At 38.6% G+C, this 25,890-nt stretch carries 26 protein-coding genes; 19 read left to right on the top strand and 7 right to left on the bottom strand.

Going from position 1 to position 25,890, the window contains the following annotated elements; translation table 11 throughout:
* The first annotated feature begins 91 nt into the window (after positions 1-91).
* The 3 genes from H9647_RS20250 (at position 92) to H9647_RS20240 (ending at position 5,291) form a co-directional block, all read left to right on the top strand.
* Positions 92-3,730, top strand: coding sequence for an S-layer homology domain-containing protein (locus H9647_RS20250; protein WP_191803442.1), 3,639 nt, complete (start codon positions 92-94; stop codon positions 3,728-3,730).
* A 399-nt stretch (positions 3,731-4,129) separates the two neighbouring features.
* A complete protein-coding gene (locus H9647_RS20245) occupies positions 4,130-4,411 on the top strand; it encodes a hypothetical protein (protein WP_191803432.1) in 282 nt (93 codons plus the stop codon).
* A gap of 274 nt (positions 4,412-4,685) precedes the next feature.
* Positions 4,686-5,291, top strand: coding sequence for a hypothetical protein (locus H9647_RS20240; RefSeq protein ID WP_191803430.1), 606 nt, complete (start codon positions 4,686-4,688; stop codon positions 5,289-5,291).
* 131 nt (positions 5,292-5,422) lie between these two features.
* Here H9647_RS20240 and H9647_RS20235 read toward each other — a convergent pair whose 3' ends face one another.
* Together H9647_RS20235 and H9647_RS20230 are read right to left on the bottom strand one after the other, a co-directional pair.
* Entirely contained in the window at positions 5,423-5,689 is a 267-nt protein-coding gene (locus H9647_RS20235) for a hypothetical protein (RefSeq protein WP_191803429.1), read from the bottom strand.
* Positions 5,664-6,443, bottom strand: a complete 780-nt coding sequence (locus tag H9647_RS20230; RefSeq protein ID WP_191803427.1) for a ParA family protein — start codon at positions 6,441-6,443, stop codon at positions 5,664-5,666. Before H9647_RS20230 ends, H9647_RS20235 begins: the two co-directional genes overlap by 26 nt.
* Positions 6,444-7,371: 928 nt before the next feature.
* On the opposite strand from H9647_RS20230, the gene H9647_RS26050 reads away from it, so the two are divergent.
* Positions 7,372-7,494, top strand: coding sequence for a hypothetical protein (locus H9647_RS26050; protein WP_263621330.1), 123 nt, complete (start codon positions 7,372-7,374; stop codon positions 7,492-7,494).
* Between the two features lie 559 nt (positions 7,495-8,053).
* Here the strand turns inward: H9647_RS26050 and H9647_RS20225 are convergent.
* Positions 8,054-9,040, bottom strand: a complete 987-nt coding sequence (locus tag H9647_RS20225) for a LysM peptidoglycan-binding domain-containing protein (protein WP_191803412.1) — start codon at positions 9,038-9,040, stop codon at positions 8,054-8,056.
* 399 nt (positions 9,041-9,439) lie between these two features.
* On the opposite strand from H9647_RS20225, the gene H9647_RS20220 reads away from it, so the two are divergent.
* The 9 genes from H9647_RS20220 to H9647_RS20180 all read left to right on the top strand — a co-directional run bounded on the left by H9647_RS20220 (position 9,440) and on the right by H9647_RS20180 (position 16,588).
* Positions 9,440-10,291 carry a hypothetical protein gene (locus H9647_RS20220; RefSeq protein ID WP_191803410.1) on the top strand — a complete coding sequence of 284 codons (852 nt, stop codon included), beginning with the start codon at positions 9,440-9,442 and terminating at the stop codon, positions 10,289-10,291.
* Between the two features lie 91 nt (positions 10,292-10,382).
* Positions 10,383-11,513 carry a hypothetical protein gene (locus H9647_RS20215; protein WP_191803408.1) on the top strand — a complete coding sequence of 377 codons (1,131 nt, stop codon included), beginning with the start codon at positions 10,383-10,385 and terminating at the stop codon, positions 11,511-11,513.
* A 96-nt stretch (positions 11,514-11,609) separates the two neighbouring features.
* Entirely contained in the window at positions 11,610-12,014 is a 405-nt protein-coding gene (locus H9647_RS20210) for a hypothetical protein (protein WP_191803406.1), read from the top strand.
* A gap of 114 nt (positions 12,015-12,128) precedes the next feature.
* Entirely contained in the window at positions 12,129-12,692 is a 564-nt protein-coding gene (locus H9647_RS20205; RefSeq protein WP_191803404.1) for a hypothetical protein, read from the top strand.
* 4 nt (positions 12,693-12,696) lie between these two features.
* The gene (locus H9647_RS20200; protein ID WP_191803402.1) at positions 12,697-13,368 is read left to right on the top strand and encodes a CPBP family intramembrane glutamic endopeptidase; all 672 of its coding nucleotides are present in this window, start codon (positions 12,697-12,699) and stop codon (positions 13,366-13,368) included.
* Between the two features lie 236 nt (positions 13,369-13,604).
* Positions 13,605-14,279 (top strand): hypothetical protein, encoded by a 675-nt coding sequence (locus H9647_RS20195; RefSeq protein WP_191803400.1) that lies wholly within the window; start codon positions 13,605-13,607, stop codon positions 14,277-14,279.
* Positions 14,280-14,312: 33 nt separating this feature from the next.
* The gene (locus H9647_RS20190) at positions 14,313-15,428 is read left to right on the top strand and encodes a hypothetical protein (protein WP_225229435.1); all 1,116 of its coding nucleotides are present in this window, start codon (positions 14,313-14,315) and stop codon (positions 15,426-15,428) included.
* A 65-nt stretch (positions 15,429-15,493) separates the two neighbouring features.
* On the top strand, positions 15,494-16,174 hold the full coding sequence (locus tag H9647_RS20185) for a hypothetical protein (protein WP_191803399.1): 681 nt from the start codon (positions 15,494-15,496) through the stop codon (positions 16,172-16,174).
* Between the two features lie 270 nt (positions 16,175-16,444).
* Complete coding sequence (locus H9647_RS20180; protein ID WP_191803397.1) at positions 16,445-16,588, top strand: hypothetical protein; 144 nt, start codon at positions 16,445-16,447, stop codon at positions 16,586-16,588.
* A gap of 128 nt (positions 16,589-16,716) precedes the next feature.
* Here the strand turns inward: H9647_RS20180 and H9647_RS20175 are convergent, their stop codons facing one another.
* Genes H9647_RS20175 through H9647_RS20165 form a run of 3 tightly spaced genes read right to left on the bottom strand, consistent with a single transcriptional unit; the run spans position 16,717 to position 18,331 of the window.
* On the bottom strand, positions 16,717-17,454 hold the full coding sequence (locus tag H9647_RS20175; RefSeq protein ID WP_191803395.1) for a metal-dependent hydrolase: 738 nt from the start codon (positions 17,452-17,454) through the stop codon (positions 16,717-16,719).
* Between the two features lie 26 nt (positions 17,455-17,480).
* Complete coding sequence (locus tag H9647_RS20170) at positions 17,481-17,837, bottom strand: hypothetical protein (RefSeq protein ID WP_191803393.1); 357 nt, start codon at positions 17,835-17,837, stop codon at positions 17,481-17,483.
* 17 nt (positions 17,838-17,854) lie between these two features.
* The gene (locus H9647_RS20165; RefSeq protein WP_191803391.1) at positions 17,855-18,331 is read right to left on the bottom strand and encodes a hypothetical protein; all 477 of its coding nucleotides are present in this window, start codon (positions 18,329-18,331) and stop codon (positions 17,855-17,857) included.
* Positions 18,332-18,802: 471 nt separating this feature from the next.
* Between H9647_RS20165 and H9647_RS20160 the strand changes: the two genes are divergently transcribed.
* The 6 genes from H9647_RS20160 to H9647_RS20135 all read left to right on the top strand — a co-directional run bounded on the left by H9647_RS20160 (position 18,803) and on the right by H9647_RS20135 (position 25,339).
* The gene (locus H9647_RS20160; RefSeq protein WP_191803389.1) at positions 18,803-19,399 is read left to right on the top strand and encodes a hypothetical protein; all 597 of its coding nucleotides are present in this window, start codon (positions 18,803-18,805) and stop codon (positions 19,397-19,399) included.
* A gap of 215 nt (positions 19,400-19,614) precedes the next feature.
* Complete coding sequence (locus H9647_RS20155; protein ID WP_191803387.1) at positions 19,615-22,635, top strand: S-layer homology domain-containing protein; 3,021 nt, start codon at positions 19,615-19,617, stop codon at positions 22,633-22,635.
* A gap of 481 nt (positions 22,636-23,116) precedes the next feature.
* Positions 23,117-23,317 (top strand): hypothetical protein, encoded by a 201-nt coding sequence (locus tag H9647_RS20150; protein WP_191803385.1) that lies wholly within the window; start codon positions 23,117-23,119, stop codon positions 23,315-23,317.
* 574 nt (positions 23,318-23,891) lie between these two features.
* Complete coding sequence (locus H9647_RS20145) at positions 23,892-24,389, top strand: AbrB/MazE/SpoVT family DNA-binding domain-containing protein (protein ID WP_191803384.1); 498 nt, start codon at positions 23,892-23,894, stop codon at positions 24,387-24,389.
* Positions 24,390-24,489: 100 nt separating this feature from the next.
* On the top strand, positions 24,490-24,942 hold the full coding sequence (locus H9647_RS20140) for a hypothetical protein (protein ID WP_191803382.1): 453 nt from the start codon (positions 24,490-24,492) through the stop codon (positions 24,940-24,942).
* Between the two features lie 220 nt (positions 24,943-25,162).
* Positions 25,163-25,339, top strand: a complete 177-nt coding sequence (locus H9647_RS20135; RefSeq protein WP_191803380.1) for a hypothetical protein — start codon at positions 25,163-25,165, stop codon at positions 25,337-25,339.
* A 125-nt stretch (positions 25,340-25,464) separates the two neighbouring features.
* Here the strand turns inward: H9647_RS20135 and H9647_RS20130 are convergent, their stop codons facing one another.
* Positions 25,465-25,797 (bottom strand): hypothetical protein, encoded by a 333-nt coding sequence (locus H9647_RS20130; RefSeq protein WP_191803378.1) that lies wholly within the window; start codon positions 25,795-25,797, stop codon positions 25,465-25,467.
* Positions 25,798-25,890 lie beyond the last annotated feature (93 nt).

Below are 25,890 nucleotides of genomic sequence, written 5' to 3'. Positions count from 1 at the left end.
GCCCTTTAAGGAGGTGGTTGAGGCAAAATATTTCAAGTTAAACATTAGGTACATTTAGGTATGGTAAGAATTTTATTATATGGAGGAAACAATGAAAAAGAAATTATTGACAACAGTAACAGCACTGACAGTCTCAGCAAATTTAATTAGTCCTGCGGTAGTCCTCGGAGCAGGAATTGAGAACTCTACACCAAACCAGACAGAAAATAATCAGACACCAGAGGTAGAGGTAGACAACAAGGAAGTTAGTAATGAGCAAGTAGAAATTAGTAATGAAGTAGTGGATGTTAGTAAGGATGATACAGAGTCAATTGACACCGTTGAAGAGAGTACATATCAAGACCTTAGTACGTTAGCAGTGGGTGATGTAATACAGATTAGCACTTGGGAAGAGTTGCAAGCAATTGCGGATAATCCAAGCGGTAATTATGAGTTAACGCAAGACATTAATATGGATAACAAGCCTTGGGAGATTATACCCGAGTTTACTGGGACACTTGACGGTAACGGGTTTAGTATTGAAAACTATGTTGGAGAAACAGGTATATTCGCTAGACTAGAGAACGCAGAAATTAGTAATCTTAAATACGTTAGACCTATTATCCATTCTGATGAGAACAAGCCTTTAGGCGGTATTGCCGCAGAAGCAGTTGATTCCACGATCAAAGATATTGTTATTGAAGATATGGATATAAGTGGCGGTGGTATTAGCTCCCTAGGTGGACTCGTTGGACTAGGAACAAATGTTGAAATTAGTAACATACGAGTTATTAACTCTTCTTTAAGTAATATAAATCTAGGAACTGGTGGTGTGCTAGGAACTGGAGGATTAGTAGGGGCAGGCACTAATGTGAAGATAAGTGACAGTAGTGTCGACTTGAGTAACATCACAACAAAGGGTGTCGTTGGTGTCGGCGGTCTTATCGGGGAAAGTACAGGAAACAGCATTAGTAATAGCGTTGCAACTATATCTTCGTTTAGCTGGCTAGGACCGTCATCATCTATAGGCGGAGCTGTTGGCAGATCGGCAAATGACACCTTAGTTGCTGTCGTAGGCTCCGTAACCTTTGATGGGTCAGTGCCAACAGGAAGTAGCATGAGGAACGTGGGTGGACTTGTAGGGAACGCTACGAATATAGCTGTGTCAGGGGGAAGTGCTAACCTTGGACTGCACAGTCCAACACTTAACGCCTCCTATATTGGTGGAATCATAGGTTATATGGAAGGTGGTTCTGTAGAAGGCACCAGTAGCAATAATGATATTCATGTTAATGAAGTGCAATATGTGTCCGGAGGGATAGGTAATATTTTCCGTACGCCAGCAAAAATTAAAGGATTAACTGTGACTGGAACCATTACCGCGGGCGAAGTGAGCAAGCTGAGCAACAGGGTAATAAGTATTGGCGGAGCAGTGGGTTCCGCAATGACTGATACGGTGATTAGTGACACTAATGTGAAAGTTGACTTTAACCTTCATACTAAGTCTCTCACAGCATTTGGTGGAGTACAAGGAGAAGGTGGAGACCTCCGCAATTCTAAGTATGAAGGAACTATGACTGTTACTGGTGAAGGTATGCTACACTCAGGAGGTTTAGCTGGTAGAGCTACATCTGTGCACGACAGTGAAGTAAATGCTACTATGAATTATGATGGCCAGAGTATAACCTTCTTCGGAGGTTTAGTAGGCGGTGGACTTGTTGGTGACCTGCTAGGAAATGATGTTAAGTTTGACATGAATGCTAATGTAACTGGTAGCGTTGGATTCTTGGGAGGCTTAGCCGGTACTACAGCTACTAACACTAAAGTTAACGACAACACTGTTAAGCTAACCATGGCAGGCTCAGCAACTAGAGAAAGTTCTTACATTGGTGGACTAGTTGGAAGTGGTTCGTTTGATTACCGTAATAGATCGGAATTTACAATTAATTGGACAGGAGCATTCAGCGCCTTAGGTGGTCTGATAGGTACGGGTTCTGGTGGTGTTAAAGATAGTTATACTTATAATACCTTTAATGCAAACATAGCAGGTAATCTTACACGAGTTGGTGGAATGGCAGGTAATAGTATAACTAAGTTACCATCTAAAGTAGCTAACATTATTAATATCAACCAAACTAGCGGAACTTCGAATATGGTTGGAGGCCTTGTAAGCTATCTAAGTGTTGATAGTATTAGTTCAGCACCAATGGCTGGAAACTCTAAGTTATTTGCTTTTGAAGAAATTTATATCGATAACACAATGCACATAGCGTCAGGCAGTGAAGTTGGTGTGTTAATTGGAAACCTAACTAACAGTAGCCAAGGTAAAACTTTAGTGTTTAAAGATACTTATGCTCCCACAGTATTCACATCTGAAAATTCTGCGATACCTGCACAATGGACAGGCAGTGGAACAGTTGGGTTAAGTAACGTACTTACCACTACAACTGGAGTGCCAGGACCTAATCTGATTTATTCTAAGGGTATACCGGGAGTAGTGGATAACGCAATTACACAAAATGATATCACAGCCACAACTAGCTATGGAGGTTTTGATGGTGGCCCTTGGAGAAAGCTAACACAATTGGAGAACGTCGACAGTTCCCGTCTAGTTTGGCCAATCGCGGAACACCCATTAGTTGAAGTAACGGTTACGGGCAACACAGCTGATATTAGCTGGGAAGACGTTCCAAATACGGAGTATTATATTGTGTGGGAAACTGGGAAACCAGAAAGAGCCCAAACAGTGGTTGATTCTACCGTATTACATGTAGATAACTTAGAGGTTGGAAGAAACTACGTTTATAACGTTATCGCTATGACCAAGTACGGAACCACTAGAAATGGGGAAGTAATCATAACCCCTGAGCCACCAGTGGTAGACCCTGATCCTGAGCCAACACCTCCGGTAGTTGACCCAGAGCCAACACCGCCAGTGGTTGATCCGGAACCTGAGCCACCAGTGGATGTCGAGCCACCAACCGATGTTGAGCCTGCGCCACCAGTGGATGAAGTAGAACCGCCTGCGGAAGACGCAACTCCACCAGTGGATGAAGTAGAACCAACACCTCCGGTGGAGGACACTAAACCGCCTGTGGTGGATACAACGCCTCCAGCAGTCATTACTCCGGGAACAGGACAAACGCCTGCACCAGATAAGGAACCCGAAGTGGAAGAGGATGCTGAGATTGTAGTAGAGTCTCCAGTCTTCAAAGATAACATTCCTGAGTATGCTAAGGAAGCAGTTAGGGAATTAGTACATGACGGAGTTATCGTAGGTTATCCTGATAACACCTTCCAAGCTTCGGAAACAGTTAGTCGTGTTGAATTCGCTATTATGATTCAACGTGCATTTAACTTCACTGATGGCAAAGCGGAGGTTCCAGTATTTAAAGACCTAAGCAGAAATGCTTGGTATGCCGGTGAGTTAAATAAAGCACTAGTCAATGGTGTTACCAAAGGCTTTAATGATAACACATATCGTCCAAACTTAGACATCCCAAGAGAGCAAGCTAGTATCATGTTATCTAATGTACTTAGACGTGCACAATTGGATAAAGATACTGAGGAACTTGTGAAGTTTAAAGACTTTGAGAATGTTATTAAGTGGGCGCAAGAAGACGTACGCTTAGCAACTATTCATAATATTATTGAGGGCTATCCAAACGGGAATTTCTTGCCTAAAGCACATGTGACTAGAGCGGAAGCTGCTGTCATGATTCATAGATTAATGCAAATAGTAAAAGAGTAGGTTTGAAGAGTTAATCTATATTTCACCAACATAAACCAGAAACCCGTAGCATCCGCTACCCATTAATTATTTGGGGACGTGAAAAGCTATGGGTTTTTTATATGTTGAGGATAGTACGTATCAAGTAGTCTCCGTAAACAATTTAAAATAAAATTAAAAAGTGATGGAGTTAACTTCATGTAACACCGCGTTGTAACGATGAAAGTCTGATGTGAGTGATGGGGATTTACCATATCGGAATTAATCGAAAAAGCGCTACACAATGAACACGAACCAACGGAAGAAAATTTAATTCTTTGCTTTACGGACTATGTAGGGTGCGGCACATGCACCGACATTGAGCCTGAAGATAAATGGCAAAAGCACTTAACAAAATATAAACCTATAGGGGGAATTACTATGTCAATCTTAAAAATTACAAACCTTACCCAAACCGAGCGTCCGAGACTTCAATCAGGCGACTACTTCAGTATTGGTGTAGATCGTATACTAGTCGTATCTATTACAGGTAGTGATGTACAGACGACAGATATCGCTACTGGAGAACTGATCTTACATGAATGCGGCAACACTGTTGAAGAGTTAACGGAAGAGCTAGAGTGTACCTACACAGATATCGTTACCCATGTTCCGAATAAAAACGTCCATATGCACGTCACAATCGACCCAAAAGGGGTGTGACAGCTGTACATATTCTTCGGCAGTTTAGGTCCCGGACAATAGTGTGTAGTATGTCTCAACGACTTTGCCTACGGGGTAAGCCCAGTTCACCCGCACGGTTGGACTCCTTATAAATTAAATATTAAATAATTCATTTTATTCACACAAAATCATTATCGTATACGATGCGTAAATTTATACTTATATTATTTAAATATAAATGCGAAATGTATGTAGTGTGTTTATTATTTGTTATTTATTACTCATATAATGTGAATAAAAGGAGATATAAAATATGAAAGAAGTATATACTCAATATATGGTGAACATAAGAAAAAAGAACTTAGATAGTAAAACGTTTGGCTACTCCTCTGAACTGGACGTCACATTTGATTCAAATGAATGTGATTTTGTAACAGATCTAATCAAGTATTTGGAAGAAAATATCGGATATAAACAGGGAATGTCTGGTCTCTCCATTGTACAGAGAATCAACCACGCTAACAGTCCTTCTTTTATCACTTTTAAACAACTTGAAAACGCCAATGGCGATGAAGATTCAAATGGCCAATTTAAAGCAGAGTATAATCTGACAATCACCTGTAATTTCGTAAGAGTAATGACGAGCAGTGTCCTTTCTCGTCTTTTTAGAGATGCAGCGGTATCTGATCAGAATATACCGGATAGTATAGCTGATAACCTCATGTGGTTCGACAAAGGAATCGATGACACGATAGATCAGTTCCTTGAAAAGTATCCAGACATAACAGAACCATCATCATTCCCTGGTATGCTAAATCTAAGCCTTATACTCAATGGTGACTCGCTCGATCTCCCACTAACTTCTAACATCGCCGACGCTCTTCAATCGTTTTTACGCGCAATAAAAACTGAAGTATGAATCATAAATAACGCTCATAGCTTATGCTATGAGCGTTTATTTTGTATATCGACATTAGTGCAATTCACTGTATATCTGTAAACCTGTAAACCTGTATAAATGTACAGGGTTGTTACTGTATATTCTGCTTATTATTTTTTTTCAAAGTACAACTGTAGTGCGTTCTCAACTATTTCAACCATACTCAAGTCATGTTGAGCGGCATAAATTTTGAGTCTCGTATGGAGTTCTGGATCAAGATCGAAAGTTGCTTTCTTCTTTTTTTTGGCGACCTCTGTAGATCCAGGAATCTGTAAATTTTCAATCCCATATATGTTGGTTTCTGTATTTACAGATTTCTGTGTTGGTTTATTTTCTTTACGTTGAAGCAATTCATTTATGGTCTGTTTCTTTGACACGCTGTAACAACTCCTTTACGAAAGAACTATACGATTTTAACGCCTCTTTATCCGCTTTAGTGGAATCTTGGATTCCATAAATGGATAACTCTTTAATTCGATTTCTACGCTTAATGATGCTATCGAAGACGACATCTTCATAATCAGCCCGAGCCCTCTCTAGAATCGCTGCATCAAGGGTTGTACGAGAATCTAGCATAGAAGTCAGAATACCAGCGAGTATAAGATTTGGATTCGTTTTTCTTTGAATAAGTGAAAGAGTCTCAAGGTAACGATCCAGGGCATCATAACAGAAAGGTTCACTCTGTAAGATAACTACCGCATAATCTGAAGCGGTAAGTGCATTAATAGTTTGCTCCCCAAGGTTCGGAGGCAGATCAATAATAATAAAGTCATACTCATCTTTAACACCATCTAAAGTCTCACGGAGTAGATGAGAAGGTTCACCTCTATAAGATTGATATAAGTAACGAGAGAACGTGGCCAATAAGTCCTCGGCGGGAAGTAAATGCAAGTTCTCTGTAATTTGATGTATATATGGACGAGCATCCATATCTTTAACTGCTTCAAGAACAGTCATCCCTGTGAACTCATAAATATTTTTTTGAGTTAAAAACTGAGTAAGATTCCCCTGACTATCGAAATCAACTGCAAGCACCTTATGTTCTTTAGATAGAAGGTAGCTTGTTATAGCAGATGTAGTGGTCTTACCTACACCGCCCTTTTGAATTCCGATACTAATCGTGATTCCCACTTTATCACCTCTCCTGTATTTACAGTAAACCATATTCCCAAAAATACAGTTTACCATATATTCTTCAACCCAAGATACTCAATCTCCTGCAAAAATAGAGAATAATCTGCTAATACAGGTTCCTGTATTTATGTAGAACCATAGAAAGTGTTAACCTATACTGAGAGAACAGAATCATGAATCCAAATGATGTGATTCTTTACTTTATTGACTAGCCTGTAAATACAGCAAACCGTATTCACATAAATACAGTTCAGATTATATTCTTCAACCCAAGTTACTCATTCTTTTACAAAAAATAAAAGGAGACATAAATACAGGAATCTGTATTTATGTAAAACCATAGATGGTAACAACCTATGAAGTATGAATACAACTGTATGATTCTTACTTTATTAATTAGCCTGTAAATACAGTAAACCATATTTCCATAAAAACAGTTCACAAAATTTTTTCTACCATAACATTGAATTTACGCAAGAAAAAAAGCTTTAAATACAGGAACCTGTATTTATGTAAATACATTAAAATTACAACTCTATACTTATAGATTAGAAGGAAGAATCCAACCGTGTGATTCTCACTGTATTCTTTATCCTGTAATTATCCCTTCTTCCCTTGGTTCCGCTAACTGCAAAGTGTCAAATGATCCGGGACATGGCAAAATAAGGACCCTTCGGGGTCCTCAAATAACTTTGGAAAAGAGGAAATGGAAATAATGATAGAACGTACTGAAACGGAAATTGTAACCTTGAATGAGAATCTACATTTAAATGGTGATATTGCTAAGAATATTCTAGTGGGGTTGTGGAATAGGAAATTAATAAGGTTGCAGGTTGGTCAATCGGTGAATGTTCCTGATACAGAAATTCCATCATTAATGAGGGGCTAAATAATGGATTGAGTGGTTAAGGAAATTGTTATTTCGGTGATGTTGGTCGAGGATGGTGATGATTATCTTTTGATGGTGAATGGTGTAGAACATTATCGTTCTAGAGAGAAACAAGATACATTTCAAGAATATTACTCATTGATTGAAAAATTCCAATAAGCAAGGATAGGTAATTATAGAACATATTTTACCTCTAACTACAGTAAACCATATTTCCATAAATACAGTTCACATACTCTAATCAACCTAGGCATCTAAAACTACTACCAAAAGAACCTTTAAATACAGGAACCTGTATAAATGTAAACCATATAAACCCAACCCTATGAGGAGTGAGCGGTTCCAACTGAATGATTCTCACTTTATTACTTGACCAGTAAATACAGTAAATTGTATTCCCAGAAATAAAGTTATCCATATTTTTATCCAAGCTGCTTAAGCTACTGTTTAAACTTTAAATACAGAAACCTGTATTTATGTAAAACCATAAATATGTAGAATGATCATCTAAATAAAATATTATATTGCATGATTACACACACATATTATTTATGATTATTTGTAGATGAAGACTTTACTAGTAATGGTCTATAGAGCTTAAAACTTATATAATTTGAGAAGAAAAAGTATTGCGGTTGAGAAATTATAGGAACAATGAGTAAAATGAAATAAAAATAAAATAAAACCCATCCATTATAATCTTGGATGGGTTTTATTTTTATTGGCTGGTAAGATCCGGCTGTTTCGTATCTCTAGGAAATAGCAGAATCTCACCAACTCGAATCATATCCGCGTCCTGAATTCCGTTCAGTTCAACGATCTGTCCGAGCGACACGTCGAAAGACTTGCTCAAAGCATACAGCGTATCGCCGTATTCCACGACATAATAATTGTAATCTTTTGTATCCAAGTCCTGTACTAATTTAAGCCGCTTAGAACCATCAACCTGGCTAGTAAGTTTATCCTCTGAACTTATATTCCCGTCCAATGTAGTAGCCACCTCGTCATCACTAGATGTTACCATATCTACGCCAGGAGTAGATGTGGAAGAACCTTCTCCAGATGTAATCGAAAGCATAAAAGAAGTGAACTCTTTGCTATCCAACCTTTCAAGTCGATCCATGATGTCGGTTTTCATTACAACATCGCCGCTAAGAATTTCTTCGTAAAGAGTTACTCCATTCATCGATGATGACGATCCAACAACGGGACCTTCATTTTTACTAACTCCCTGCGTTTGTATAGCTTCAAGAACAATTTTCACATCATCCTCCGACATATCCCTCAAATAAGTCATAAACTCATCTTTCGGCATATCAACGCTTGGTAAAACAATGATACGCGGGGAACTAATTGAATTTTCTGTATCCGCCTGCTCATTACTAGTGGTAACTGAAGATGCAGCAGCTAACTGCTGAGAAGCACTTGCGTTTACAATTTTACTTGGTACATCCATGGAGAAAAACAGAACGAAAAATAATGCGGCACCTGCAATTGTAACTACTGATGCGATCGTCACAGACCGGGTCCCTGTGCTGTAAATGTCGTTTTGGAACTTAGTTTCTTTGAAAACCTTTTCAAATTGTTGAGCAGTTTTCTTGTCTTCAATGTTCGATTCAGAAACGAACGGAGGCTTTCCTATAATGTCCGTATCTTGTTGTACTAGCCCCGAGTCTTTTTTTCGTTTGATTTTGTAAAACGACATTTATTGTTCACTCCCTTTTAATTTTAATTATAACGAATAAGCCTAATTTCCACAAGGTAAAAAACCCGGATTTTTTATATAAACCATTGAACATAGAGCGTTTTGTAATACTTATTAAAATTATTTGTTATGTTATGTCCATCAAACAAATCAATTTAAAATGATTACTGTGACCATAAACTTTATTTTTCATTTATATGGAATTTAACTCAGATGCGAAAGCGGGTCACGCCCCCCATTTCGCCTATATAATATTTGCTTATAAATGTACTAAAACGTCTAGCAAGTGATTCTTAAAATATTGTTGGTATAGAGTTATTAAAGTATAATTCAAATTGAAATGAATGGAAATGCTAATCTAATTCAATAAAAAATAACCTGAAAAGGATACCATTTAATATGTCAAAATTAACGAGAGAACAACTCGGAGTTACGATAGGCGACACCATTATCATTAGTGGTACCGTAAAGTTCGCCAATCTAGATAAACCTGTCGATGGGAAGGCTCTTGCCAAAGTGAATCAGCGTAGATTGAAAAAAGGGATGAAGGAAACAAAACCATTTCGCCGGATCACGCTCAAGAATCCATGTATCATACAAGGACAAGACACGCCACTCGCAAAATTTTACGAACAGAATATATACCGGAACAAAATAACACTTGAATCAAAATCCTTATTTCCGCCGGCATATAAACACTTGCAAAACGGTGAATCTGTCACGATTAATGATCCTCAAAAAAACCCAGCTACAGGTCAAGAGATTATGATTCAGATTTCAACATTTCTATCAAAAGGATTCACACACCTGGGATCTGGAATTGATGTCGTTATATATCCAGAAGGGCCCATCAAATTTTACGAGGCTATTAGGGCTGAGGAGAACTTATCAGGTTTCGGGAAATCAATTGATCTTCTTGTTCATAAGCCTGTAGTCAATAAGAGAGGTTTTGCCGTTGCGCCGATCATTGATCCAGAAAAAATCGGTATAGATATCAGCAATTCGCCCTTCAGCGGTGTAATAAACAGTAGCATAAATGGTGGAATCCTATCCGGAAAAACAGTAGATACGATGAATAAAGTTTATGATGAATCTGCATCAACAAAACTTCCCAAGCAGATAAACCTTACCGAAAAAGAAACTAAGACGGAGAAGAATACCATCAGTATAGACTCTCCATTTGGACCAAACCACAGTTCCGAGTTTGCAAAACAAACTGTAAGCAGCAGGACGCTTAGTCAATTCACATAAGTGAAAAAGCAATTGCCGGGGAGCAGTCGCTCTTCGGTTTTTTGTAGCGCAGATGTTGGCGTGAAAGACTGAATATATAAGGCGGTGTACTATGAAAAGTATGAATCTCTTAACCGAAACGGAAACGCAAACTCCTATCAATACATATCCTATGGTTCATCCGGATGTTTTTAGCAGAAATCCACTCATTTCAAAATTATCAGATGATCCTAACTGGACCGTCTCCGACGATATGAAGCGCCCAATTAACGCTAAAGTTTTACTGGAAACATATGAACTCTTCAATGCTAAACTCGACGAAAGAAAAGAATGGCCGCTTGTTACGCTACCCGAAATTGATGCAGATAGTAATTTAGATTGTGTTAATCGAGCATACCGACTTCGTGCCAGAGAAAACCGTGTTATCGGTATTGATGTAGAACCTATAGCACCGAAGTGGATGAAACATCAAGTTCTCAATTTTCCCGCACAGTATACCGAATTATCCAAAAATGGAGGGGTTCATGCACTTGTTCTTGTACCTGAATGTTTGATAAACGACGATAACCGATACCTGTTCGATGATCTGTCTGTTTTCAAAGAACCAGTCCCCAAAGATAAAAACGGTAAAGATTTGCGTTCCGCATTTTTCGAAGTTATTTTTAATGATCATTACCTGACATTCACGAAGCGTATGCTTACAGAAAAGCCGTGTGCAGACTATGAGAATGACCCCCTCGCTCGGCAATTTCTCGTATCCTTTCTAGCTAATATCCTGGAGATGGATCGAAAAAAGAAAGCCGAGCGAGAAGTCGCTAAACAATATCGAATCGATATGATCGATAGAGAATTAGATGAAAAGAAACAAGAAGATATCCGGTTATTCTTAGATATGGAAATATTCGATAAAGCCAGAACGAAAAGCACTGAGAAAAAACCGCACGACTTTGCAGGCGATGCATCTCGATATGAAATGAGCGTGGCTAATGCAATTGCATATTACGTGATTTTAAATCACAAGATTGCTTTAGACACGGAATCATCGCGAGAACTCGCGGACTCGCTTAGCGAAAAAGATTTGGCTTATGCCATTTTCCTCATGCTTAAGGACGTCGTTCCATACCGTGAGAAACACGATGAATACCGATACAACATGCCCTGGTTGCTGTTCACTTCGAAACGTGCGTACGAGTTCGTACAAGCACAGAATGACCAACGGAAAATAGAGCAGTCCAAATCTTAAAATACTCTAACGGCTTGATCGCTACATTACTTGCGATCGGCCGTTCTTTGTAAGAATAATACCGTCAACATCTAACATTAGGAGGTAAAGACCGATATGATTATAAAGAACGGAACCCCAGTGATTGGACAGAGAGTAGGAGTATACGTGAATTTAAATAAATCCGGAATGTTCTCAATCGTAGATCGTGAACCAAAAAGCAAAAGCCCAACAAGCGGAAAAGTTCTCGGTTATGCTGAGCGAGTACAATTATCTGACGCAGTGTTTAAAATCGCTGACGGAAGACACAACTGGATTATTGAAAATCAGTGCCGAGCCGTGTGTGCCGTATGTATCGGATACCTAGTCTCAGTAGACGAAGAGTGCCCAGCTGATTTAAATCAGGTTGTGACATATAACCCTTATCGAAGCAAAAACTTTCACACCCCAACAGGAGACGTCATAGAAATGGCCAAACGCATACACTTCGAACATCAAGCCGGGTTTATAGCTGCCAGCTAATTACTGAATACAAAAGCTTTATTCAGTACCGACATAAAGGCCATCTAATCAATAGTGATGGATTAGACAGATTATGAAATTTAAAATCATAAACGAAAAAGGGAGAAACATAACGTGCCTAAAAACATAAACACTGAACATATTGATCGCATGTTTCCATTCGAATTTTACGATGAACTTACCACTCAACTTGCAGGATATAAAATCATGAATCCTGCTTTTTTTTCACATGATCACGTTCAAATTAATGAAAAAGAGAAACGTGAATTATTCGAAAACCAAAGAAAAAAAGCAGGAGAACTTAATCAAATGAATATACAGAGCGTAGAACCTATTGGCGAGTTGTTAATGCTCGATGCTTGCTACACTAATGATCAAACAGAAGCGATTTTAAAGGGGGGTCTACAAAGAAGCCAAGTTCCAATGTCAATTCTTACGGTACAGCTTTATGATTCATCAAACCAGCCAGTCTTTGCGACCGATGTATGTGAAGAGACGATCGCCCGTATACCAGAAGTATTATGGGATGATCCAAATCTTCTCATCGCTATAGTAACTCTCGCTGAAGAAGGTCCTAATGTCGGTATACTCAAGGCTCCCCTGTACATCGAAGAGCACATCCAGCAAAAGGTTTTAGAAAATATAGAACATGCAGAAGGAAAAGATAATGAGGAATAGCAGCATGAATACAGCGAACTCTTATCCAATATTTCACTGGCCATCCATCAAAAAAATGTTTGTACATCGTGAACTATACCAAGCCATCGCTTTCTTTTTAAGTCCGCAGCTCATTCCGATCACCGTTATGTTAGGAACGATGTATCCTGAATATACCGCACTCATAAACGTTGTATCGATCCTAATCGGACTTATCATACTTACCTTCGCGATCCGCGTCATTAGCAAACGGCAGCGTAAATACAGGTACGTCAACCGGATTCGAATTCTTCCCATTATAGGAGTCTTTATTAGTTGTATAATTGGGTTAACGTTGATTACCTACTTGTACAGCCTGATCGGAATTACATTACCGTCACAACCCAACCAGGAGTCTCTAACCGATATGATAGGTCGATTCCCACTCATCATGATCTTCATGATTACTATTTTGGCGCCTGTGACTGAAGAACTTGTATTCCGTGAACTGCTACCTAATACACTTGGCCCCAGTTATATCAGTTTTATTACATCCAGTATGCTTTTTGTTGCCATCCACAGCCCCTCAGGCATCATGGGATGGACGTCTTATGGGATTATGGCTGCCGGTTTCTTATACGTAAGGCTCAGTCAAAAAAGCATTTACGCCTGCATTGCTGTGCATATCGTATGGAACACCGTCAGTATCATTGCTTGAACGATAAAGCAAATTATTTTACGATGCTCTGTACGACTTATCCTTTTTAGTAATCTATATTGTCGGAGCCTAATTATCTACAAAATCGAGTGATACTCCCGATTTAAGTGGCCCCGACCAATAAAATAAACTGAGAATATAGTGCGTCGGAGCAATAATTCCGGCGCCTTTTTAATGAAACGCTATCGCTTAACAGAAACCAACGATTTAATAAATGTAAAAAGGAGATATTTAAAATGAAAACCGCTTTTTTAAATGGAAAAATTATTGAGGTCATAAACAAAGTTTCCCCGAAATTTGAAAATGAAATGGACCCCATTGAAATGATGGAAATGCTTAATCGCATGCAGCAAGAACTTGATCAAAATCCAACAGAGAAAACAGAACGGAACGTGCGCGAAGAACTTCAATCTTTTCAAGTCATTACGATCAATAATGTTCAAACGGGAATGAGATGGATCACTAAACCTATGACGTATGAATGGAGAAAAATAGAACGTTCAACGTTACGTCGTATTTTGTATCTTCTAAAGACAGGAACACAGTGGACAAGTAAATATGTGATGAATTCAGAGATTATAAGTGAACAAAGTTTCCCAGTTCCTATAACGCGATCTATTCACTCGTCTCTGCATGACATTTCGCAAAGTAACAACATCAACAAACTAAAATATGCTGTTATCGCTTTAAAAGAAACGATCTATAAAGGGCTTCAGTCTGATATGGGTACCTTCGGTATATTTGAACAACCTGATGGTGTGATCAATATGAATCTATTGAACGCATGGCTTGATGAAAACAAACCGTTAGACGGTACACGGTGGACCAATAAAAACACTTTAACCGTAGTAAGCCTGGATCTAATCGCAGACAGTATCTTATTTCAGCTTAGACCAAATGCAAATGTTTAATTCGAACATGAAAAAGAAAAGGGAGGCTCTTTTATGAATACAAAAGATCCGGTTCAGGTAATAACTAGACAGAAAAAGAATCAAATGTCTGATCAAGTCGAGCAAATGACCATGTTTGATGAGGCCCCGGATTTCCGATTGACTTCAAGATATCGGAGCGGAGTATTTCGGACTCGCGCTGAACTGGCTGAAGGATTGCGGCAAGAAGGTAGAGATGAAATCTATCACGTCCTCAGTTTCGGCGGCGGGACTCAGTCTTCGCATCTATTAGAACAACATTTTCGTGGTGAGATCCACTATGATTACATCGTATTTTCCGACACCGGTGCGGAACCGGAGTTCATCCATGAGCAGGTGAAATGGTGGCAGCGCCGGCAGCAAGAAATCGGAAATAAAACACCATTCATAATAACCCGCCACAGTAATATGAGCGGTGGGCTAGAAGAAATGCTTATGCGATGGATACTGACCGACTACCAGCGGTTCCAAATGCCAGTCTATTGTAGCAGCTTGGACCGTAAGACCGGAGAAATTAAGCCGGCAGGTATGATGCCTAGACAATGTACAGTCGATTTTAAAATCATTCCGGTTAAACAAGCGGTACGGCGAGCTGTCCTCCAGAAACACGGTCTAAAATCCAATCAAAAAATGCCTGCGAACGTCGGATTTATCATCGATATCGGATTCTCTTACGATGAGATCCGCCGAATCAACACCGATCAATCTCCCCAATTCCAATACATCCGTTTAGCTTACCCGCTAGTAGAAGAAAATCTGACTACTGCAGATAGTATTCATTTCCTCGAAGTCAACCAATTTCCAACAAGACGTTCCCGCTGTTACCTTTGTCCGTTCAACTGCGACGGGGATCGAGACATCGGAATGGATTGGGATGAAATCATCGAAGCTGAACCTCTTTCTTTCCTTAAAGCCTGCTGGTTCGATGCTGAACTGCGCCGGGTTCAATTAGGTGGTACAAAAATCATGAATAGTATCCCATACCTACATTATAGTCGGAGACCCCTGGCTGAAGTGTACTCTATAGAGTACGAACGCCTAAAAGACACCTATGCATCCAAATTAAAAGAATGGGTGAATAAATGGCAGGAAGTGATTGAAGAAAAATGGATGAAGGAGATCGCAGCATGAGTAATTAATAAAGAGCAATACCCCACTGTACTAGTAATAGACAATCAAATAAGGAGGTAATTCACATGGAAGTTCGTGAATTAGAGTTCAAAGAAAAAATTATAGGGTATAGAGCAAGTTTCAAAAATAATGAGATATACGATATATCTTTACAGTCAGCACAGGATCTTCATATCTACCCATTGGTAAAAGGCCCCGCTGTAAAGTTGAAACAGCATGACGGTTTGTTTGCGTCAGATGACGAGATAAAAAATGGTGTTTACGCAGAAAATTTATCGAATAAAGAGATGGCAGAAAAGGCCAAGCTCAAATTCCTTAGAAGAGACCCTCTTATTGGTCAGCCTTTAAAAGTACCTAAACCGGATGAAGTATTGTCTATAGGTTTTAGTTATGTACTTGATATTTCTTCTGAATACGCGTTTGATCTTGCCAGAATACGCATTGTCGGAGACGAGATACATTGGACAAACTTAAGTTTAGTATCTAATCCCGTAGATAATTATATAACGGATCGGAATAAAATGACTGTCGATTGTCTTTATAGTAAGTATATGGATCAATTCGAAGAACAGCAGACAACGGTGTTTAATAAAGATATGGTAACAGATATTTTGACGGCTAATAACATTTGGTCGCGCTATTACGAAGTATTTGAGCTTTGCGCTTCACGAGCAGTGGAAGGTGAAAACGTAATAGTTTATGAGGCTATAAATTACAAACAATACTATGGATGTTTGGTGGTTTAAACTACAGTATCGAGGGCCAACCTAACCTCTTTTCCTGGGAAGGGAGAACAGAACAGCAAATGGAATACGAAAAATGCCCGAAATGCGGCAATGAGAACTTAAAAATATACGAACAAATAGCAGTTTGCCGTGTTCGTTCTGTTAGAACCGGAAAGGTTTTAAAGAATGATGGTTTTTTGGAAACACAGTGCTGGAATTACTTTTGTAAATGTGGTTGGACGGGGGAAATGTTGACGCAGTAAAACTAATCTAATAAGGGGGGATACCAAGGTGGAATTTAACACACTTACTAATTGTAGAGGTTGCCTTGATGCAGATTTAGTAAATATGATGGGTTTTTGCTCAAGCTGTTGGGAAGATGTAAAAGACAACTATGTGGACGCTAAAGAGGAAGGTATAAATCCTGACCATTAGGTCAAAGATAGTCAAAGACAATGAAAACAAAGAGGTCAGACTTATACTTATGTGAATGAGTGGGAAAGTAGGGTAGCCTAACGGCTACCCTAGTCCTTCTTGTTTATGATCTAGTTATAAGAAATATATTAAAGTACTTTGATCCAATAAAAGAACAACGCCATACATACAGCGTGGATTCCTAAAGAAAAGAACAAGAATAAATGTTCAGCTAGACCGCCCTTCGTGTATGCAAAGGTCGTACTTCGCCCCGCTTTTATTGTCTGACCACCTGGCCGAGTAATATACTTCCCGATTACAGGATAGAACCAACAAATCCCCTGATTACTGAATGAATCTTCGAGGATGTGAAGTGCGTACCCAAGCGTAAGTGCTGCCAGAAAAATCGAATGAAAAGACCAAGATGCAGCAGCGAGCAGGATCACGATCCAGATCGTGTGGGTGATCGTTCGATGAGGAATGATCCGACTCAGCAATCCAAAGTATCGTCCAATCGACGATTCTTCCGAATCGATATCTGGCAAGAGTGTTCCGAGTGTAAAACTCAGCAAAATGAGTGCTGCAGATAGAGGTTCGCCTGTATTCGAAAACCAATTGAGTAAAAAAAGTGATCCAAATAGTCCCAGTAAATAAACAAAAAGTAATTTTCTTCGGCCTATTCGTAAAAGCAAGAAAACAAACAGAATCACCGCTAAAACAGTCAGTCCATATTCTAGCAACGTGTTCGGTAAGTGAATTGAATGGCCAAACACCTGAAAATCATCTAATTTATCTTTCGCCGGCGAACGAGTAGCGATGAACGCATACCCGATTAGGCCCATATGAAGCGCAGCCAGTGAACCGACAACGTGCGTTTTACCCATCATAAAGCGTCCACCTCGTATTTATTCTATTACTGTTTATCTACACGTCGCTGAGCATCACCAAGAATAAAATCTCTCTGTCCATCTGTATCGTCCGATATCACGGTCCGATGAATTGCTATAAGTTCTGAAATCAATAAATTTGTTACTTTTGAGTCTTTCGATAGTTCTTCAACTTTATGTAAGAGACGCTCTGTAAGTTCGTTTTGCTTAGTAATCGCATTCAATTGATGAGTAGAAAGGACTGTTTGATTTTTAGTCATTTGGTGAAATAGAGATGTTTGTTTACGCATGCTTTGTATGATTGACGGAAATTCCGCGATGAGTTTCTGCTGATCAGCGAACGTTGGGAGCCCGCCGCGTTTTATTTCAGGAAAACTTCCCATAAATGCTTCACTCCTTCTTATAATAAATCAGAATTTTTCCGATGAATAAGGGCAGAGTAGTCAGCCGAATCATCGTAGACGACCAATGAAAGATTTTCATCGACAGTTAATATATTTACACCATCGAAGTAAGGCAGAATGGGAATTCCCAGATACACCATGCCACTAACCAAGCAAAGATTCTGATGTTTGGGTGATCCGTCGGTAAAAAGTGGATGTCGAGATCTAAAACGAAGCGTCTTTTTTCTTCCGTTAGTATCCTGGATACGATCAATAATTTTATAAGCTAGCGGCTGCCGAGTTCGGCCGAATGCTGTAGCAAGTAGCTTAACTAAATTGACTAGAGAAACATCAACCACTTCAGCATCCGGAAAATGTTTTTCCTCAAAAACTGGAAGTACACTGATTCCATCACCCTGTGCGCAAAAATCCAATAGGGGTTTTTCCAATACGGCATACATCGAAAAAGATTGAAGTTTATTGTCGTTGCTCATTAAGTGCTTCACATACCTTTCATGTAGTAGAGAATTTGCAGTTTGACCATTCTTTAAAATCAGTAAGGATTTACTAGGACAATCTTATCACAAATTAACTTTATTTAACAATAAAACATCTGAGTGTCTAGACTTTTAGATCATATTTCGCATATTTTTATAAATGTTATAAGTGAAATCAACCACTATAAAATAAAGTTATAATTAACCGATATATCATGATATATGAACCCCCGTTTCGTACCGTATTTCTAGTCAAATTCATTTTTTAGTAAACAGATCAAATATACACTTCCAGGACCTAATCATGAAAAACAACAAGAAAGAAATAAGTTGTGACTTCGCTAAAAGATCATGCGAACCCACCTATAGTAAGAGTGAAGTATCTGGTTCATATTCCAGCCCATGAATGAACTAATAAGGCGAGTTGATATAAGAAAATATAAATTTATAAAACAGGAGGATATTAAAATGACTGCAAATTTAGATACGAGAGAGGAACTTCGACCATATCGGAACCGTAAACTTGGATTTGAGGGTGTGTTAATTGATTTGATCCAGCCAAACGCTCAAAATAAACAAACCTATGGACTTGTATTTGGTAGCGTATATGCACCGAATGAAAAAATCGAGTTGGATCATGTCGTCATTAAAGTCAGTAAATGTGTTTATCAGGCGTCTAACGTTGAACTATTTAATCGCTATCGGTTCACTGCATTTATTGAAAGTTACATGAAAGTTAAAAGTTTCGATGGCATTGAGGCTCTAACTGAAAGTTATATGTTGGTAAAGCCGAACATAATTGAAGTTATGGAAAACTCAAATATGCAGCAACCTACAAAATTTGTGAAAAGTCGGATTAAAAGCATTATGATATGCAAGACATCTGATATCCGGCATACTGAAGCTGAGCTATACGAAATGATCTCAAAGCTTCAAAATAATGGGTCTGTCGAAAATTTTATAAATAAGTACACACGTAGCATCCAACATAAAAAAGTAACCCAGACCGACATTATCAATACGGTTTACACTTCAAGTTACAAAAGACCCAAGATTGTATCCTAAAATACAGAGTAAGTTAAAAAATTAGAAGAAATAATTTTGGAAAAACATAACGATGAGTCACAAATTGAGGTATGCTGTGACATGAGAAAAGTATGGGAGGATAGAGAGGTACATAAGTAGAAAATCGTTAGTAATTAGTAAATAGAAAGTCGGGGTCAATTGATCCCGTTGTGGACATTGCCCCGAGAGAACTTAACTCGAAGGGAAGTTTAGATTTGAAGAAATTCAAGAAGTTTCTAGCATTGACATTAGCAAGTACATTAGTATTAGGTAGTTCTACCAGTTTGATTGACGGAGGTAAGGTGGAAGCAGCCTCAGGACTCATCACACCGGAAGCCAGCATAGAAACAGTATCTGTCCCACAAAACGTACGCAAAGTGAGTAGCACATTTACTAGTAACACTATTGCTTGGGATGCTGTAGAAGGTGCAACAAGTTATAAAGTTAAAGTGGACATCGGAAGTTATAAAGAAGTCACTGGCACTTCGTACACAGACATAACAGCTTATGTAGGTGGCACGAAAACTTATGTAGTTCGTGCAGTTAAAGATGGAGTAGAGTCGATCGATTCCGCGTCATTGGAGATCAAAACTGGACAAATTCCAGATATAACTAATGCCGAAGCAGGCGTGGTAGGTTCCAATAGAGTAGACCTTGGTTGGGATGCTATTGAAGGAATAACAGACTACGTAATCACTAGAAATGACGGAGTAATATTCTTTCCGAAAACAAATAGTTACAGTGATATTACTGCTAAGCCAGGAGTTACTTATACTTATGAAGTTGAAGCACAAGCAGGTAATTCTTTCAGTAAATCAGCTAGTGTAGAAGTAACAACCAAACCGGCTTTGACGTTTATCCAAAACCTAAGAGTTGTCAGCACCGCACTTAACTCTATTACACTAGCTTGGGATGCTCAAGAAGGTGCAGATGGTTATGAAATATCTATGAGTGGTGCAACTAAAAGAGATAAGACAGAAGAAACTTCTTTCACCGTGACAGGTTTGGCAGAAGCAACTAACTATGACTTTAAAGTTTGGGCTGTATCAGGGAAAACAGTTGGTGGAAGTCAAGGCGTGAGTGGAACAACTAAATCAACAACTCTTGATAAACTTCCTGCTCCTAGCAACTTTGTAGCAGAGAAGGTTGGTACTACCACTTCTAAAGTTAAATGGAATGCTGTAGATGGTGCAGATGAATACGTTGTTAAACGTAATGGAATGCCAATAGGTATTGTATTATCAACTTGGATTTCTGATAAAGATTTAATGGATGGCACAACTTACACTTATAAAGTAGCTGCGATCAAAGACGGTGTTGAAGGTGAATTTGCAACACTGTTAGTTACAACGCTTGAAGAAGATCAAGTAGAGATTGCGCCGGCTCCGGTAGCTCCTTCTACATTTACAGCTGTAAAAGGAAACTCTAAAGAAGAAGTATTATTGTCTTGGGATGGAAGTAACGAGACACTAAGCGTGATATTAACTGCAGACGGTCTTAAGATCGCTGAACTCAGTGGAACTGAGAATTATTATAAAGTACTCGGTAAACTTGGACAAACAGTTAAGTATGGTGTATCTGTTTTGAATGTGCAAGGCACACGTAGCCCAGAGAGAACTGTTATTTATACTTTCCCTGTGGGTCAAGTGACAACACCTAGAACATTGACATTGCAAGATGCAACATATAAAAATGTAGCGTTGAGTTGGGAACCAACTTTTGATGCGGATAGCTATGAATTGTATCGCGATGGTCAAGTAATTATGGCAGAAGCTGATGAAACGTACTTTGAAGATACAACCGTTGAAGGTGGACGTAGATATGTGTACTCGGTTAAAGCAGTTAAAGATGGTAATTATTCCGCAGCAGCAAACAGAGTCGTAAACACACCTAACGCACCAGAAGAAGGTGTGGCTCCAGAAGCTATTCCGACCTTGAAAGTGTTGAAAGCCTACTCAGATCGTGTAAATTTTCAAATTGATCCAGTACCTAATGCAACTAAGTATGAAGTATTTAGAGACGGATTGAAAGTTTATGAGGGTAGCTTGAACCTGATTACAGACGCGACTGTAACCCCTAGCACTACTTATAACTATACTGTTAAAGCTAGTAATGCTTGGGGAGAAATAGAATCGGATACGGTATCTGTAACAACACCAGCTGTTGAGCCAATTATCCAAATAGAGGCTACTGAAGTAAAACAAGGCACACTTACAATGAGCTTTAAAGAAGTAGATACTGCGGAATGGTATGAAGTTGCGCGTAACCCTGAGTGGAAGATCACTCTAAATGGAGACGGTACTTACCATCTTGGATATTATAATGAAGTAACTCTTGAAACTAAAGATTATGGAAATTATCCAATAGTTGATGGTGAAATTTCGTTCTTCGAAGAAGACATAGAGAGTGATCGAAATTACCGATACGAAATCACAGCTATCAAACGTGGCGTTGATGGTACACCAGAAGTTATTGGTATAAGTGAAATAACTGTCTCACATACAGAGGAAGAAGTATTTACTCCTCCTACTGACAATGACGGTAACACTGGTGGAAACATCGATAACGACGGTTCAACTGGTGGCAACACTGGAGGTTCTGCAGTAGGTGGTGGAAGTTCTATCGGTGGTGGAACAGTAGGAGGTTCTATTGGTGACACTACTGGCGAGATAGTAACTCCAGAAGATACTACTGTTTCTTTGACTGATATCAAAGATCACTATGCAGAAAACGAAATCACTTTCTTAGTTAAGGAAGGTATTATCAAAGGGTATGAAGATGGAACTTTCGCACCTAACAAAGAAGTGTCCCGTGCAGAGTTTGCTATCATGTTGAAACGTGCAATGGGTTATGAAAGTGCTGCTGGAACTAATAACGGCTTTAATGACTTAGATGCTAAAGCCTGGTACGCAACAGAGCTTTCAGTAGCTCTTAGTCTTGGAATTACAAAGGGATATAATGATGGAACGTATCGTCCTAATGCTAAAATCAGCAGACAGGAAGCATCGATCATGATCTCCAACGTTCTTATGAAAGAACTCAAAAATCCTGTTATGACCAAAGCTGGATTTAAAGACTATGCTGATATCACCACTTGGGCATCAGACGGGGTAAACTTAGCATCATCTTATGAAATCGTTAAAGGTTATGCCGATGGTAAATTCTATCCTAAAAAGAATATCACTCGTGCAGAAACAGCAGTAATGATTTATCGTTTGTTAGAAGTACTTAAATAATGACTATGCTCCGACTTCCAAGTGAGGTCGGAGTTTTTTTTATTTATTGTATCTTTTTTGAACACGAACTTTAACTTTGTTGGTCCTAAATCACTTGAAAAAGTATAAATCTAAAACAGTGTGATATTTTAACCATATGAAAAATTCACATTAGAAAAACAAAATAAAATCAGAAAAACAGGCTATTCTAACAACCCCCACCCCAATAAGGCAACTCAAACCAAATATTTCATCTAAAGACAAACCAAAAAAATCTACAAGGTTCTATTTTTATTAAAGAAAGTGTCCTCTGGACACGGACAAATAAAGTATTCAACTTAAAGCAGCGTGGTGCAAAAAGTCTCCCAGTTCTCCAAACACGCTCTTCTTTTTTATAAAAGGGCATCCTTGAAAGGCTGCCCCGATATATAAAGTACATTCCTAGAAGAGGGAAGCTAACTGAGCTAGGTTTGAAAATATATAAGAAAAGAGGGGGAGAAATATGAATGAAGAATGGAAAGAGATCTTAGAAAATCCACCTGAAAATTGGAGAGATAAATGGAATAAAAGAAGTAAGCTTACTCGGTTTGATACAAGAGACCGAGCAGGAAGATGGATTGAAAAACATCAAAAGAAGTATGATTCTTCTTTGTTGTGTGATGTACATGTAAAAGATGGCTTTGTTGTCTATATACAAAAGTGATTTTTAAGTTAGAAGCTATCCTGCAATACCTAAAGATTTCGATAAGGGACTCCTTCTGGGAACATTACTTAAATAGGAACGGCTTATCTCCTGCAGCCGTTCAACGTGTGTTCTTGCGCCAGAGCGACTCCATTTATAAATAGATATTCCACAAACCATAGCCGAGCAGGCAATGGGAAGCTAGGGGGGGTTAATACAGTGCCCGACCAAGAAGCATCTATTCAAAGCGTTATGAATACTGCCAACCGTATCCCCCGACAGAAAGTAATAGACTTTTTAAATCAAACGTTCGATTAATGCTAAGATTACGTGAACAATTAAGACCTTTGTGTCCGGATTTCAGCATATTTATCATGCCGAAATCCGGACATTTTTTATATCCAGCAGAAAACGAGGATATTGACTTGATTGTTGAAATTCGATGAATCTTACATCTAAATATAAAGTAATCCGTAACTGCTCCTAAGCTATATTATTGTCCCAATAGAAGAGAACGTACACTTCATTCCAAGATTAATAGTATAAGAAGAAATATCATCTTATATGGTATAATTAGGAAAAAAGGAGCTTGATTATGAGGAGACATAAAAATACCGGAATTGTCCGCAATGTCGATTCATTAGGTCGTATAGTGCTTCCGAAAGAACTGCGGGACATACTTGGAATTGAGATTGGCGATCCACTTGAATACTTTATTGATGATGCAAATGAACGTCTGACAGTAAGAACATATCGAACAATGGAATGTATGTTTTGTTCCACTACAACAGGTCTAGTTTATTTTAAAGATTATTTTATATGTGGCCCATGTGTAAAACAAGTTCCCGGTTCCGGAAACGAGAAATTACCCGAAAGGGTAGCATCCCTTCAGAAAACTAGCACGAAAAAAGAATTAGATAATATTAAACTAAAACAGAATCGCAGCAAAAAGACGCTCGTCCGGCTGATTGAGGTCATGAAAGAGAATCCCGATTCATCGCAAAAGAAATGGGCGGAGCTTAGTGGTATATCCCAGGGCAGAGTCAGTCAGTTAGTACAAATATTGAATGAATTGGACCGCCAATCTTCTTGATTTAGTGAGTCATCAAGCATCATTACTCGATTAAAAGAAAAACATTTGTACTATAACAATAAGATATTAAAACTTTAATGAAGAGGGAGCGTGTTATTATATGAAAAAAGAAATTATAATGCATCCAGGAATCTATCGTTTCAAATTCCCTTATGTGACAGGGCACTTGGTTCCAAATGATGCAGGAGAAGTTACAGTCTATGATTGTGATGTAGAAATGAGAGTTGGCCAAGAAGAGGATTTAAGAGAGGGTAAGTTAGTTACAATCATCATTACTTCCTACAGTCCTCCAGGAGTGCAAAATAGAATTGAACATATTGCGACAAAAATCCGATTGACGTTCTTTGATGATATCTTCCATGAACTTCATTGGGAGAAGGCGATTGTTTCTGAAGAAAGGATACGTTGGATTGAACAACATCTATTCTCTAAAGGTAGTAACCCAGGGAATACCTCGCATGATCAAAGTTTGGAAGTCACGATGCGATGGGATGCAAAGAAACATGCATATTGTGAACCATCGTGGAAGACAGCTCAAATCATATATAACTGAAGATAATGTAGGTGCTCCTGGAGTTTCAGGAGCACTTTTTTAGATATTTCTTGCCTCCGAGGCGGCTTACGGTGTAAATGATTTTATGGATGAAAACTGAGCACAAAGAAGTAATAGTTTGATGGAAGAAAAATCAAATGAACTTGTGTTAACATTACGATCCTGAAGGAAGTATCACCAGATTCATCTTTTGTAATCTATACGAGTGAGGAGCATAGGAATGAAAAAATTAGATGTCTTAAATAAAATCAAATTAATAGACGGTGAGATCCGCGAGGTAGAAGCCCAGATAAGTATCATGAGCATTAGGTCTGTTCGCGAGAAAATGGAAAAATATCTTAAGAATTTGCACGTTAAAGCTGATAAACTAGTAGCAGATCTTGATAGAGCGAATTAGATTACCCAAGCGATTAAATCTACAGTCTCCCAGGATGTCGAAAAATAAGAACAAGACATGAGTGGAAATATTAGGGATATCTCAAGTTTATAGTAATAAAATCCGCCTAAATGGCAGCTTAACTCTTAAAGCCAAGTTATTATTTTGACAACATGTTTTCCAATCTGGACATCTGTTCTATGTGTTAGAGTATTCTTTAAGTTTTTAGCATATTCACTGATGACATTTATCTCACCTATTTCTTGTGTTAAGCATTGAATATCTAAGATTATCTCTATTACGTCGTATTGATCCGGTTTAAATACCTCAACAAGTGTTGTTCTAATAGCATGCTTACCTTTACCTGAAGAAAGTGAATTAGCAGTTCTATTAAGTAAACCGCGGTAATCACCGCGCTTTACACCGTACTCTTGTAACGCTTCACTAACGTCTTTTTTAAATCGAATTTTTGCTAGCATTATATCTCCTCCTTCGTAATGATATAAGTATAAGGTATGTTTTTTAAAGTATAGGGGGAGGGGGTATGTTGGCGTTCGCATGGGACGATTTGC

It is taken from the genome of Paenibacillus gallinarum (genome assembly GCF_014836635.1).
GTDB classification, from domain to species: Bacteria; Bacillota; Bacilli; order Paenibacillales; family Paenibacillaceae; genus Paenibacillus; species Paenibacillus gallinarum.
The sequence above is the reverse complement of the archived record's forward strand: the minus strand, read 5'-3'. Positions and strand labels throughout refer to the sequence as shown.

What these genes read in the sequence shown, in the direction of transcription:
- H9647_RS20250 (WP_191803442.1), top strand. Translation starts at nt 92, where the DNA reads ATGAAAAAGAAATTATTGACAACAGTAACAGCACTGACAGTCTCAGCA.
- H9647_RS20245 (WP_191803432.1), top strand. Translation starts at nt 4,130, where the DNA reads ATGTCAATCTTAAAAATTACAAACCTTACCCAAACCGAGCGTCCGAGA.
- H9647_RS20240 (WP_191803430.1), top strand. Translation starts at nt 4,686, where the DNA reads ATGAAAGAAGTATATACTCAATATATGGTGAACATAAGAAAAAAGAAC.
- H9647_RS20225 (WP_191803412.1), bottom strand. Translation starts at nt 9,040, where the DNA reads ATGTCGTTTTACAAAATCAAACGAAAAAAAGACTCGGGGCTAGTACAA.
- H9647_RS20220 (WP_191803410.1), top strand. Translation starts at nt 9,440, where the DNA reads ATGTCAAAATTAACGAGAGAACAACTCGGAGTTACGATAGGCGACACC.
- H9647_RS20215 (WP_191803408.1), top strand. Translation starts at nt 10,383, where the DNA reads ATGAAAAGTATGAATCTCTTAACCGAAACGGAAACGCAAACTCCTATC.
- H9647_RS20210 (WP_191803406.1), top strand. Translation starts at nt 11,610, where the DNA reads ATGATTATAAAGAACGGAACCCCAGTGATTGGACAGAGAGTAGGAGTA.
- H9647_RS20200 (WP_191803402.1), top strand. Translation starts at nt 12,697, where the DNA reads ATGAATACAGCGAACTCTTATCCAATATTTCACTGGCCATCCATCAAA.
- H9647_RS20195 (WP_191803400.1), top strand. Translation starts at nt 13,605, where the DNA reads ATGAAAACCGCTTTTTTAAATGGAAAAATTATTGAGGTCATAAACAAA.
- H9647_RS20190 (WP_225229435.1), top strand. Translation starts at nt 14,313, where the DNA reads ATGAATACAAAAGATCCGGTTCAGGTAATAACTAGACAGAAAAAGAAT.
- H9647_RS20185 (WP_191803399.1), top strand. Translation starts at nt 15,494, where the DNA reads ATGGAAGTTCGTGAATTAGAGTTCAAAGAAAAAATTATAGGGTATAGA.
- H9647_RS20175 (WP_191803395.1), bottom strand. Translation starts at nt 17,454, where the DNA reads ATGATGGGTAAAACGCACGTTGTCGGTTCACTGGCTGCGCTTCATATG.
- H9647_RS20170 (WP_191803393.1), bottom strand. Translation starts at nt 17,837, where the DNA reads ATGGGAAGTTTTCCTGAAATAAAACGCGGCGGGCTCCCAACGTTCGCT.
- H9647_RS20165 (WP_191803391.1), bottom strand. Translation starts at nt 18,331, where the DNA reads ATGAGCAACGACAATAAACTTCAATCTTTTTCGATGTATGCCGTATTG.
- H9647_RS20160 (WP_191803389.1), top strand. Translation starts at nt 18,803, where the DNA reads ATGACTGCAAATTTAGATACGAGAGAGGAACTTCGACCATATCGGAAC.
- H9647_RS20150 (WP_191803385.1), top strand. Translation starts at nt 23,117, where the DNA reads ATGAATGAAGAATGGAAAGAGATCTTAGAAAATCCACCTGAAAATTGG.
- H9647_RS20145 (WP_191803384.1), top strand. Translation starts at nt 23,892, where the DNA reads ATGAGGAGACATAAAAATACCGGAATTGTCCGCAATGTCGATTCATTA.
- H9647_RS20140 (WP_191803382.1), top strand. Translation starts at nt 24,490, where the DNA reads ATGAAAAAAGAAATTATAATGCATCCAGGAATCTATCGTTTCAAATTC.
- H9647_RS20135 (WP_191803380.1), top strand. Translation starts at nt 25,163, where the DNA reads ATGAAAAAATTAGATGTCTTAAATAAAATCAAATTAATAGACGGTGAG.
- H9647_RS20130 (WP_191803378.1), bottom strand. Translation starts at nt 25,797, where the DNA reads ATGCTAGCAAAAATTCGATTTAAAAAAGACGTTAGTGAAGCGTTACAA.